Genomic DNA, 10,766 nt, shown 5'->3' on the forward strand with positions numbered 1-10,766 from the left:
TTGACGCTTACAGTTCCAATTCCGTTTGCTGCCCCGCATCCGGGCGTAGAACATCCAACTTAGCCCCACGCTCCCCATCTGCAAAAGACAAAACCACCCGTCCATGCGCTGGCTGAGCGTCCGCACTCGTCACAGGACGACCACGCGTATCCTGCACCAAAACATAACCACGCCTCAAAACAGCATGGGGAGACACCGCCTCCAGATGCCGCCCCACACCATCCAAACGCGTACGCTGTAAGCGCAAAGGGCCAGCCATCAGTTCAGGCGTTAAACGTAATCGCTCAAGCTTCAGTTTCCTACCTTGCTCAGCCTTTCCCCATGCGCCTTCAGCCGCTTGCCATGTCGAGGCTAAACGTGCTGTCGCCCGTTCAATCAACCATTGAGGTGCCGTTAACTGCCGCTGCGGAGCATTCAAAGCACCACGCGCCCGTTGCACAAACGCTGGCAGAGCAAGATCTAACCTCTGCCCACGCTCTTCAAAGCGCTGCCGAGCGGCTACGACCAAGCCCGGAAGATCTGGCAAACGCGCGACCACCTGATCATTTCGGGCACGCATTTTCTGCACGAAGGCTGGAAGTGCTAAATCCAACCTCTGCCCCCGGTCATCCAAACGCATCCGCGCCGTATCCATAAGGCTCGGCAAATCCGGCAAGCGCGCGGCCACCTGCTCGCTCCGGGCACGCGCAGTCTGAACAATACGACTTAATGCCCCCGCCAAACGCGCATTACGATGCGCCAAATCCGCCACCAAATCAGAGCGAGGCGGCACAGCCATTTCTGCCGCAGCCGTTGGTGTCGGCGCGCGCTGATCCGAAACAAGGTCAATCAACGTCGTATCCGTCTCATGCCCGACGGCAGAGATCACAGGGATCGGACACGCTGCTACGGCCCGAAGCACCCGCTCATCATTGAACGCCATCAAATCTTCAAGAGAACCACCACCACGGGCAACAATCAGCACATCAGGCCGACGCGCGCGCTGGCCCATCCCCTCAATAGCGGCCGCAATCTGTGCAGCCGCCCCTTCGCCTTGCACGGCAACAGGCCAGAGCAAAAGGTCACGCGGGAAACGCCGCGCAATCGTTGTATGAATATCGTGCAGCACCGCACCAGAACGGGACGTCACCACCCCGACAAGTTGCGGAAGGAAAGGAATCGGCTTCTTACGCTCTGGCGCGAAAAGACCTTCCTCCAATAATTGCCGCCGCAAACGCTCAATTTTTGCAAGAAGAGCACCCTCACCGGCGAACTCCATACGGTCAATCACCAGTTGGTAGCTGGAACGCTCACCATAGGAGGACACACGCCCCGTCGCGATGACTTCATTGCCATTTTCCGGCACCATCCCAAGACGAGACACGCTACCGCGCCAAATAACACCCGAAATCTTCCCTCCATCATCCTTGAGGGATAGATACACGTGGCCGGAAGGATACCGCTTGAGCTCGGTCACTTCCCCGCGCACACGCACACGCGCAAAACCTGTTTCCAAAGTGCGTTTAATGGCACCAGAAATCTCAGAAACGCTAAATTGGGGCACATTTCCCCGTGCCGGGGCGCTCTCACTCTCCATCATTGCGCCAGTCTATGCTACGGACGCGAAAAGACGAAGCCCCATTACGGTAGCCCCCCATGATAGGGCCACCCGCAGAGAAAAGGATAAAGTGACATGCGCGTTTTGCTGGTCGGCTCCGGAGGGCGCGAACACGCTCTAGCAACTTGCTTGGCACGTTCCCCACACCTCACCACGCTATACGCTGCACCGGGCAACCCCGGCATGGCCGCACATGCGACCCTTGTGCCGATCAAGGCAGATGACGTATCGGCACTTGTGGCTTTTGCGAAGGCTGAGAAAATTGACCTCGTCGTGCCCGGCCCAGAAGCCCCACTTGTTGTTGGTCTGGCCGATGCCTGCGTTGCTGCGGGTATTCCCTGTGCTGGCCCCTCCCAAGCTGCCGCGCAGCTTGAGGGCAGCAAAGCCTTCACCAAAGACGTGGCCGATGCCGCCGGTATCCCAACCGCCGCATGGGAACGCTTTGAAGATGAGGCCGCCGCCCTCGCTTACGTCCAGCGCAAGGGTGCCCCAATCGTTGTGAAGGCGGACGGCCTTGCGGCTGGCAAGGGCGTCGTCGTAGCGCAGAGCGTGAACGAAGCCGAAGACGCGATCAAAAAGCTCGGCATGCCATTGGTGATTGAAGATTGCCTTATTGGTCGGGAAGTCTCCCTCTTTGCATTTTGCTCGGATGACAAAGCCGTATTAATCGGCGCAGCGCGGGACCATAAGCGCCTCGGCGATGGTGACACCGGCCCCAACACAGGCGGCATGGGCGCGATTGCGCCACCACCAGCCTTTGACCGCGCAGCACAAGAACACGCACTCGACCTCACCGTGCGCCCCATGCTGCGTGAAATGAACCGACGCGGCACACCCTTCCGTGGCATCATCTTCGCAGGCTTGATGCTGACCGAAACCGGCCCATCCCTCATCGAATACAACGTCCGTTTTGGTGACCCAGAAGCTCAAGCACTGCTTATCCGCTTAGAATCAGACCTACTTCCAGTTCTGGCGGCACTGGCAGAGGGTAAACTGGACAATGCCGAGGCCCGCTTTACCGATGAAGCCTCAATCTCGCTCGTCCTCGCCGCTAATGGCTACCCAGATGCCCCGAAAAAGGGCGGCGCCATTCGTGGGATTGAAGCCGCTGAGAGCGTTGAAGGCGTGTCCGTCTTCCATGCTGGCACAGCGTTGAGCGATGGTATTCTGGTCGCCAATGGTGGCCGCGTTCTCACCATCAGCGCCCGTGCAGCAACGGCAGAAGAAGCCCGTAAGCGCGCTTATGAAGCCGCTGATAAAATTGAGTGGGCGGATAAGATTTTCCGCACGGATATTGGTTTGTAATGATTATGTTCTCGAGCCCTCAGAATATACTGAGGGCTTAGGGTTCTTCAGCGTTCATTGCTTTTCTTCTTTTTCTTCAGAAAAAGAAGAACACCCCCACGGCATCACTGCACCCACACATGCGAAAACACCATGTGATCCAGCCACGTTGAGGTATAATTCCCCAAACGACGGGATACAAAATCCACCGTTTTCATCTGGATCATTGGTGCACCCGGCATTTTCGCCATGATGTCCCGGCCCGCTTCTTCCCAAAGCGGGTTGGCCTTCGCAACATCCACCTGCTCCCGCGCTTGATCCATCAAGCTTTGAATATGCTGGTCACAAAAACCCGTAAAATTCGGAGAGACGGACGCATTCGGGTGGTAATTATCGCAGCCGAACAGATCATCTAAAAACGTCGAAGGCGATGGATAATCTGCGAACCAATAGGACAGCGCAATCTGCACATGGTTCGCCGTATTCTGCTCATAACTATCGGCCAAACCTGCCGTAATGGGGCGCAACTGCGCATTTAGACCAATCTGAGACAAAGCATTCCGCAGATACGTCCCCATGCCCAACTCAACCGTACGGTTCGGCACAATCAGCGTCACAGACGTCCCATCCGCTCCAGCCTCATGCACCAAGCGCCGTGCCTCGGCCACGTCTTGCGGGCAGGTCATACCCAAATCTGCCCCCGGAATCCCATGCGGCACCATTTGGCATAAGGGCTCAGAAATCGCACTCCCCCCGAATAAGATAGTCATGGCGTGGCGGTTTACCCCAAGGCTCACGGCACGGCGTACACGCTCATCTGTAAAAGGCACTTCATGGTTATTCATCGCCAGATAATACAGCCCTAAAAGCGGCTCTATATGCACCTGGCCCGTATATTTCGCACCAATTTCCCCTAAACGATCAGCAGGCTTTGCATCCAGCATCCAGTCATACTGCCCCTGCTCCACCGCGGTAACCTGCGCCTCATCCGACAAACCAAAGTCATATTGAATACGATCCACAAAACCATCGGTTTGCGCTTGCGGGTTCCATACATGGAAGAACGAGTTGCGCTCCAGCACCATGCCATGCTCTGGGTCATAATGCGTAAGGCGATACGGCCCTGTACCGGGCGCTGTCTGCATACCTAGGTCATGCAATGGCGTCGTACGCGGGATAATCGCGGCATGAGGAAAAGCGAGTTTATAGGTAAATTCACCATCAGGGTGGATAAGGTGAAAAGTTATCACCCGTGTTTTCGGGTCACCGCTAACACCGGGCAGAAGGCAGTGTTCCGGTACCTTCAAACACTCAGCCGCCCCCTCGATATTTCCATAAAACGAGGCCGCCGTCGGGCTCCCCACTTGAAAAATACGCCGATACGACGCGACAACATCTTCAACCTCTACGGGCGAACCATCCGAAAATTTCAGCCCTTCCCGCAGCGTCAAACGCCATGTAAGCCCATCTGCACTAATCTGCGGCATCTCCTCCGCCAAATCTGGCACGACCTCCAAACCGGCTTTTCCCGGTGCCTGCCGATACACAAGAAGCGGGTCATACATCACGACGAAGACCTGCATATACTGCGTGCCGTAATTGATTTGCGGATCTAAGGTACCGCCCGGACCGTCCGCCGTGAGGCGTAAAGTTCCGCCTCTATGGGGGCTGCCTAATGTTTGACCGTTCCAATCCAGCGGCAAGTGGTCTTGCGCCATAACCGGCACAGCACCACACAACACCGCCATGACAGCCAGACAGGCTAACCCCCAGCGCCGCATGTTAATGCGCCGCCCAGTGATCAATCTGCTCAATCCACGTGCTGTCATCCGTAGACGTATCAAGCATACCCGCATAATGGCTGCCCGGGTCCATCACCACAACCTGCGGGGCCTGCTCAAAATGCCCATCTTTCATCGTGTAAGGTGCATGATACAACGCCGTCATGGCGCGGATCATATTTTCCGTGCCCATTAACGGCATGACATGCGGTGCGATAGGCAAAATATAAGCCTTCGCCATATCGGTCTCGATATTCGGGTCCAAAGACACAGCAATCACCGTTACGGGTAGGCCCTTGGCCACTAGCGCATTCCGCGTCGCCTCTAAACGCGTCAAGATCGGGCGGCTTTCATGCAAAGGGGTGCGCGCATCATAGAACCACACAAGCAACCAACGCCCGTGGAAATCCCCCTCAGAAACCGTGCTGTCCCCAAGAGAAACAAGCCGGAAACTCCCGCCCACAGCATTACCGTTAGACTGTACTAGCCACCCCGTCCCGCCATGTGACGCGATTTCAAAGGCGCCATATCCAACCGCCGCGGCCACCACAAAAACAGCCGCGACAAACCACTTGCTAATACGCATTTTACGTTGCGCCATAACCGACATCCCTCTTCTTAATGGGCCTCAGCCCAGCTCTGGCCAATGCCGATTTCCACGTCCAACGCCACATCCAAAGACGCAGCCGCCATCATCTGCTCACGCACAAAACTGGCCAAAGCGTCCGCATCATTCTGCGCCACTTCAAACAGCAATTCGTCATGAACTTGCAGAAGCATGCGCGCCTTCAAACCCGTTTCCGGCAATTTCTGCGCCAAACGCACCATCGCAGCCTTAATGATATCCGCAGCACCACCTTGCAACGGTGCGTTGATCGCTTGACGCTCCGCATAACCACGGCGCGCACCATTCTTTTCCTTAATGCCCGGCACATAACAACGCCGCCCAAACGGCGTCAGCACATAGCCATACTCACGGGCTTCTTCCTTGGTGCGCTCCATATAATCATGGATACCGGGGTATTTCGCAAAATATGCATCAATATATTTACGCGCCTCCCCCGGAGAAATCTGCAACTGCCGCGCCAAGCCATACGCCGAAATGCCGTAAATAATGCCAAAGTTAATCGCCTTAGCGCGGCGACGCGTCAGAGCGTCCATTCCCTCCAAGGGGACACCAAATACTTCTGATGCCGTACGGGCATGAATATCTTGCCCTAAACGAAACGCCTCCAACAAAGGCTCAATCTTCGCCACATGCGCCAAAAGACGTAACTCAATCTGACTATAATCAGCGGAAACCAAAACATGACCGGGCGCGGCAACAAATGCCTTACGAATACGCGCCCCTTCTGCTGTACGAATGGGGATATTCTGCAAATTTGGTTCATTAGAGGACAAGCGCCCTGTCGTCGTCACCGCCATTTGGTAGGATGTGTGAACGCGCTGGCTCCCTTGGTCCATCTGTTCCACCAACGCATCAGCATAGGTGGATTTCAGCTTCGCCAATTGCCGCCATTGCAGCACTTTCTGCGGCAAGTCATGTCCCTGCTCGGCCAGACTTTCCAAGACTGACTGATCTGTCCCCCAAGAACCGCTTTTCGTACGCTTGCCACCCGGAAGCTCCATCTCATCAAAGAGAATTTCACCCAATTGCTTCGGAGAACCTACGTTAAAGCTTCGCCCCACTTGCGCGTGAATATCCGCTTCAATCTCACGCATACGCTTTTCAAAGTCATCCGACATACGGCGCAGCTCAACAGCATCAACTTTGATGCCCGCATGTTCCATCTCAGTCAGAATACCAATGAGCGGACGTTCCATTTCCTCGTAAAGCGCCAATGCCTTACGCGTCCGCAAGCCCGGACGCAGAACTTCCCACAGACGCAGCGTAACATCGGCATCTTCTGCGGCATATTCCGTAGCCCGGTCCAATACCACCTGCGCAAACGGAATACGATTGCGCCCCTTACCCGTTACATCATCATAACTGATCGGCGTATGACCCAGATGCAACGCTGAAAGTTCATCCATCCCCTGCCCATGCTCACCGGCTGACTGTGCGTAAGACAGCAGCATCGTGTCATCAATAGGAGTAATGGTTTCAATACCGGCACGGCGGAAAACGGTCAGATCGTATTTTGCATTCTGAAAAACCTTCAGAACGCTTTCATCGGCCAATAAAGGCGCCAAACGCTCCAAAGCGGCCGTACGATCAAGTTGCATTCCTGTAGGCTGATCCAACGTCCCTTCATGGCCAAACGGCACATAACAGGCTTCCCCCGGGGCCACAGCCAAAGAGAGTCCAATCATCGTAGCCTGACGGGCATTGAGGCTATTTGTCTCAGTATCAACGGCCACCACACCCGTCTCATGCGCGCGCGCAATCCACTTGTCGAGCGCATCCATCTCCATGACGGTTTGATACCCCGTGAATGGACGCTGCACCACAGTATCTTGTACAGCGGCCTCATTCTCGCCGGAAACCGCATCAGCCTGAGAGGGCGCCGCTTTTTTTACGGCAGGAGCCGCGGGCTTCATCCCCATACGCTGAATCGTAGAATGGAACCCCATTGATGCCAGCCAGTCCCGCAGCGTATCCGGCTCTACATCACGGCAAACCAAGCCATCAATAGGCTGCGGCAAAGGCACATCATCCGCTAACAACACTAATTGTCGGGAAATACGCGCCGCCTCCGCATGTTCAATCAAATTTTGCTTACGCTTGGACGTTTTCATGGACGGAGCCGCCGCCAAAATCGCCTCTAACGACCCATGCTCCTTTACCAACTGGGCCGCACCTTTTGCGCCAATACCCGGCACACCCGGCACGTTATCCGTTGAATCGCCCATCAAAGCTTGCACATCCACCACCTGATCGGGGCGCACACCAAACTTCGCTTCCACCTCAGCATCCCGAATAGGCTTTTGCTTCATCGGGTCCAGCAACTCCACACCGGGGCGGATCAACTGCATCAAATCTTTATCAGATGAAACAACGGTACAACGCCCGCCCGCCTCAACAACCGCCCGTGCATAACTGGCAATCAAATCATCCGCCTCCCACCCTGGGAGCTCAATGGAAGGCACATTAAAAGCCGCCGTTGCATCACGGATCAAACTAAATTGCGGGCGCAAATCTTCCGGGGCCTCTGGGCGATGCGCTTTATATTGAGGGTATAAATCATTACGGAACGTATGCCGCCCCGCGTCAAAAATCACAGCCAGATGGGTTCCAACATGGTCACGTAGCAAACGCGTCAACATATTGGTAAAACCATACACAGCATTGACCGGAACACCTTCCGGGTTGCTCATTGGCGGCAAAGCATGAAAAGCCCGGAAAATGAACCCAGAACCATCAACCAATACTAAATGGGGCGCTTCAGACGTCACCAATAACTCTCCTTACTCGCCCACATGGAATAGGCACGGCATATTGCGCCAGATGATAGGCGCTTTCCCGCGCGTTTCAAACCATACATCGCTCTTTGCCTGCGTAATGTTACTTACAGCCTGCACCAACCTACCACACCGCCCCAATCTACAGCCAACAGCACAAGAACAAGCCCTCGTACCGCCAAGCGCTTTTTTCAACGCGTCCGACCATGCCCGTATTCCCCTGCGCCTGTACCCAGCAGCAGGCACACCCCACGCCCTTATCCTCGCTCTGCATGGCTATGGCGACAGCCGCGACGCATGGGAAACAATCTCTCCTGCCCTCAACCAAGCTGGCATCACCATCATCGCACCAGACCAACGCGGTTTCGGCCAAGCGCCACAACGCGGAGACTGGAGTAACACAGAACGCATGGTAGAAGACGCACACGACGCTGCTCTCTGGGCGCATGACTACGCCCCGCACCTTCCCCTTTATATCATGGGTTCGAGTATGGGTGGTGCCGTCGCTCTCCTCCTCACCACAAGCCATTCATCACCAACCATCACGGGCACTATTCTCTTAGCCCCTGCTGCGATGGATATTGGCCCCCCATGGCAGCAAACACTGGATCTTATTGCCACTCTGGCACCACATAAACGGCTTGATGGCTCATCCGTCCCCGGCACACATATCGCCACGGACAACATCGCTGCTGCACGCCGTCTCTATTTTGATCCACTCACTACGCATCAAGCCACCTTTCACACGGTTGATGGCCTAACCCACTTGATGCGTAGCGCTTACCAAGCATCTCCGCGCCTCACACAGCCCACACTCATGATCTTCGGTGGCCAAGACCAATTCGTGTTGCCTCTCTACACAAGCCGCTTCATTAATCGACTTCCCACAAGCGTTCGCCTTGATGAGATTCCCACCGGGCATCACCTCCTTGAACGGGATCAACGCGATACCGCCAGAGATATTGTGTCGTGGATTTTTGCCCCTCAACAATCCCTCCCCTCCGGCGGTGACATCGCTGCGGCCCTCTGGAAAGCAACTGAGATGCGGTAAAATGCCTCAATATGTCGGAAATGACTTGGCAAAACACTTAGAACCGTTTAACGAGTGGCCCTGTTGGACCCGTAGCTCAGCTGGATAGAGCGTTGCCCTCCGAAGGCAAAGGTCACGCGTTCGAATCGCGTCGGGTCCACCATAATTCTAAAAAACGCTATTTACTGCCATTTATTGGTTGGGTTTGACAATTGGATACAGCCTTGACATTACCAACCAGAAATCACGGACTGGGCTGTTCGTCCGAACTGTCAATCCGCACGCCAAAAGCACGAAGTTAGAACCAAGGCACATCAATTAACGGTTCTGCGATCCCTCCACCTCCGTTAATTAGCAAAAAAGCCGCCCCGAAGGGCGGCCATCGCGGTCAAGCGCTGATCGCCAATTTCGCGATAAAGCCAGAACGCGTCTCACCGGCCTCTTTCGCTCTGCTGTCCAGACGCGCCAGAACCCGGCGTGGCAGAGTGATATTTACGCGCTCAGCCTTTTCGTCGAAGATGGCAGGGTCAACCTGAACAAAGCCCCAGATCCACTCAGGCCCTCTCCATTCTGATAATGCACGCAGTTCCTCCAGCGCTGACGGTTGCCGGATCGACTGGCCATCATCCAGCGCGGTCTCAATCCAAAGTGCAATCGCTTCAAGAGCGTTTGTAATAGCTTCGTCTAGTGTATCACCGGCCGAGCAACATCCAGGAAGATCGGGCACAATGACGCCGTATGCTGTCGTATCCGTGCCATGCTCAATAACGATGGGGTATCTCATAAATGCCTTTCAGCCAGGTTATTTCAACCTGGCTTGTTTTCTAATTACCGCTACCACTCCCCCGCCTAAATCCTTCTTAGGATGGGAGACCGTGACCGAATGGCCATGTTCCCGATGTTTGAATATGCGATATGATCCCCAGCATCTGACTTTTTCCCACCCTGCTTTTTTCAGCTCTCGGAGTAGTTTGGCGCTGTCCATGAGTTATTAATACACATTATACACACCAAATGGAAACAATCTATGTGTATGATGTATATTTTATCCATAAAAAAGCCGCCCGGTTAGGGGCGGCTTAATGAACTATAAAGAGGCAAAATGACCAAATGAGTAGATGTGAAGTACCATCATTTCATCATGACGTGCCCTCCGGTTCTATATCCATTTTAAAGTAGAGTCCGTTAGATAAGGAAGCGGACCTATGAAACGCTGTCGTTTTACGAAAGAGCAAATTATCAAGATCCTGCAAGAGCATGAGGCATGGGCTGAAAGTGCCAGATCTTTGCCGCAAGCACGGTATGAGTGATGCCACGTTTTACAAGTGGAAAACCCGTTATGGCGGCCTTGAGGTCTCAGAAGCGAAGAAAGTGCGTGTGTTGGAAGACTAGAATACCCGCCCAAAACCTCTTTTGGCCAATGCGGCTTTGGCGACAATCATTAGGCACAAGTCGTGACACCTTGCTGCTTCGCAGCAGCATCAGCCCTCTCGCTTCGTGGCTGAAGCCGCGAGGGTGATTGATCACGTCATTGCCCTGTTCGGTGCGGACGTACCTACACAAGCATTAAGCTTGAAGGGAAGCTGGTGGCGTTATTGCACGCAGCACAAACCCAAAAATCCGCATGTGATCCCAAGGATCGTGCGGTTAGTGTCAGAGAGAATTCGTGAGG

At 54.6% G+C, this 10,766-nt stretch carries 8 protein-coding genes, 1 tRNA gene and 1 pseudogene; 4 read left to right on the forward strand and 6 right to left on the reverse strand.

Going from position 1 to position 10,766, the window contains the following annotated elements:
* Nucleotides 1-7: 7 nt before the first annotated feature.
* Nucleotides 8-1,579 carry an exodeoxyribonuclease VII large subunit gene (gene xseA / locus NTH01S_RS04980; protein WP_068170373.1) on the reverse strand — a complete coding sequence of 524 codons (1,572 nt, stop codon included), beginning with the start codon at nt 1,577-1,579 and terminating at the stop codon, nt 8-10.
* A 93-nt stretch (nt 1,580-1,672) separates the two neighbouring features.
* On the opposite strand from xseA, the gene purD reads away from it, so the two are divergent.
* Nucleotides 1,673-2,902 carry a phosphoribosylamine--glycine ligase gene (gene purD, locus NTH01S_RS04985; RefSeq protein ID WP_068170383.1) on the forward strand — a complete coding sequence of 410 codons (1,230 nt, stop codon included), beginning with the start codon at nt 1,673-1,675 and terminating at the stop codon, nt 2,900-2,902.
* A gap of 104 nt (nt 2,903-3,006) precedes the next feature.
* Here purD and NTH01S_RS04990 read toward each other — a convergent pair whose 3' ends face one another.
* Genes NTH01S_RS04990 through polA form a run of 3 tightly spaced genes read right to left on the reverse strand, consistent with a single transcriptional unit; the run spans nt 3,007 to nt 8,058 of the window.
* Nucleotides 3,007-4,629: an ABC transporter substrate-binding protein gene (locus NTH01S_RS04990; protein ID WP_068170420.1), complete on the reverse strand. Its 1,623-nt coding sequence runs from the start codon at nt 4,627-4,629 to the stop codon at nt 3,007-3,009.
* Between the two features lie 34 nt (nt 4,630-4,663).
* A complete protein-coding gene (locus NTH01S_RS04995; RefSeq protein WP_245642188.1) occupies nt 4,664-5,263 on the reverse strand; it encodes an SCO family protein in 600 nt (199 codons plus the stop codon).
* 17 nt (nt 5,264-5,280) lie between these two features.
* The gene (gene polA / locus NTH01S_RS05000) at nt 5,281-8,058 is read right to left on the reverse strand and encodes a DNA polymerase I (protein ID WP_068170388.1); all 2,778 of its coding nucleotides are present in this window, start codon (nt 8,056-8,058) and stop codon (nt 5,281-5,283) included.
* 52 nt (nt 8,059-8,110) lie between these two features.
* On the opposite strand from polA, the gene NTH01S_RS05005 reads away from it, so the two are divergent.
* Nucleotides 8,111-9,115, forward strand: a complete 1,005-nt coding sequence (locus NTH01S_RS05005; RefSeq protein WP_084367009.1) for an alpha/beta hydrolase — start codon at nt 8,111-8,113, stop codon at nt 9,113-9,115.
* Nucleotides 9,116-9,180: 65 nt separating this feature from the next.
* A tRNA-Arg gene (locus NTH01S_RS05010) sits at nt 9,181-9,257 on the forward strand.
* Between the two features lie 225 nt (nt 9,258-9,482).
* Here the strand turns inward: NTH01S_RS05010 and NTH01S_RS05015 are convergent.
* Both NTH01S_RS05015 and NTH01S_RS11575 read right to left on the reverse strand, forming a co-directional pair.
* Nucleotides 9,483-9,878 carry a type II toxin-antitoxin system HicB family antitoxin gene (locus NTH01S_RS05015; protein WP_068170394.1) on the reverse strand — a complete coding sequence of 132 codons (396 nt, stop codon included), beginning with the start codon at nt 9,876-9,878 and terminating at the stop codon, nt 9,483-9,485.
* Nucleotides 9,879-9,896: 18 nt separating this feature from the next.
* A complete protein-coding gene (locus NTH01S_RS11575) occupies nt 9,897-10,079 on the reverse strand; it encodes a type II toxin-antitoxin system HicA family toxin (RefSeq protein ID WP_084367011.1) in 183 nt (60 codons plus the stop codon).
* Nucleotides 10,080-10,299: 220 nt separating this feature from the next.
* Here NTH01S_RS11575 and NTH01S_RS12065 point away from each other — a divergent pair.
* Nucleotides 10,300-10,483: pseudogene (locus NTH01S_RS12065) on the forward strand (transposase); the annotation flags it as partial.
* Between the last annotated feature and the right edge of the window lie 283 nt (nt 10,484-10,766).

The sequence above is a fragment of the Neokomagataea thailandica NBRC 106555 genome (genome assembly GCF_001598495.1).
Lineage (GTDB): Bacteria > Pseudomonadota > Alphaproteobacteria > Acetobacterales > Acetobacteraceae > Gluconobacter > Gluconobacter thailandicus_A.

Coding starts and splice junctions, on each gene's coding strand:
- xseA (WP_068170373.1), bottom strand. CDS start 1,579: ATGATGGAGAGTGAGAGCGCCCCGGCACGGGGAAATGTGCCCCAATTT.
- NTH01S_RS04995 (WP_245642188.1), bottom strand. CDS start 5,263: ATGGCGCAACGTAAAATGCGTATTAGCAAGTGGTTTGTCGCGGCTGTT.
- NTH01S_RS05015 (WP_068170394.1), bottom strand. CDS start 9,878: ATGAGATACCCCATCGTTATTGAGCATGGCACGGATACGACAGCATAC.
- NTH01S_RS04990 (WP_068170420.1), bottom strand. CDS start 4,629: ATGGCGGTGTTGTGTGGTGCTGTGCCGGTTATGGCGCAAGACCACTTG.
- NTH01S_RS11575 (WP_084367011.1), bottom strand. CDS start 10,079: ATGGACAGCGCCAAACTACTCCGAGAGCTGAAAAAAGCAGGGTGGGAA.
- NTH01S_RS05005 (WP_084367009.1), top strand. CDS start 8,111: ATGATAGGCGCTTTCCCGCGCGTTTCAAACCATACATCGCTCTTTGCC.
- purD (WP_068170383.1), top strand. CDS start 1,673: ATGCGCGTTTTGCTGGTCGGCTCCGGAGGGCGCGAACACGCTCTAGCA.